General features: G+C 64.9%; 1 protein-coding gene. It reads right to left on the bottom strand.

The features are described from left to right. A partial coding sequence (locus tag F6Q13_RS20090) for an AMP-binding protein (protein ID WP_293060184.1) occupies positions 1–536 on the bottom strand: 536 nt, incomplete at both ends.

Below are 536 nucleotides of genomic sequence, written 5' to 3'. Positions count from 1 at the left end.
ATCGGCCTCCAGGTCGTGCAGGGTGAGCACGTCGGCGTCGGCATCGGCGACGTCTTCGGCGACGCGGTCTGGCCGGGTGACGACGGTCGTGAGTTCCGGATGTTCTCGGCGCAGACCGAGATACATGTCCAGATAGCCGAATTTGCTGAAGTGTGCCGGAGTGAACACCGCCCGTACCCCGGCGTTGGACAGCACGTAGCTGACGTCGTCGCGCCGATAGATCGGCATGATCGGGACCATGATGACGCCAAGTCGCGACAACGCGGTCAGCACCTGGATGAACTCAACCCAGTTGGGCAACTGGACGGCGGCGGTGTCACCGCGTCGCAAGCCCTGCCGGTGCAGACCGACGGCCAGCCGTTGGCCAGCGTCGAAGAGCTCCCGGAACGTCAGCGATCGCGTCCCGTCGGTCGCGAACACCTTGTCGGGGTTTTCTTGGACGCGCCGGACCAACAGGTCGTGGAACGTCTCGGTCGACCACAGTCCCGCGCGGTAGTAGTGGTCGATTTCCTGCGGGCTGTAGCGGGCGGTGTACG

Source organism: Mycobacterium sp., from assembly GCF_008709575.1.
In the GTDB taxonomy this organism is placed as follows: Bacteria; Actinomycetota; Actinomycetes; order Mycobacteriales; family Mycobacteriaceae; genus Mycobacterium.
Note: the sequence above shows the minus strand (reverse complement) of the source record. Positions and strands in the feature narration are given on the sequence as shown.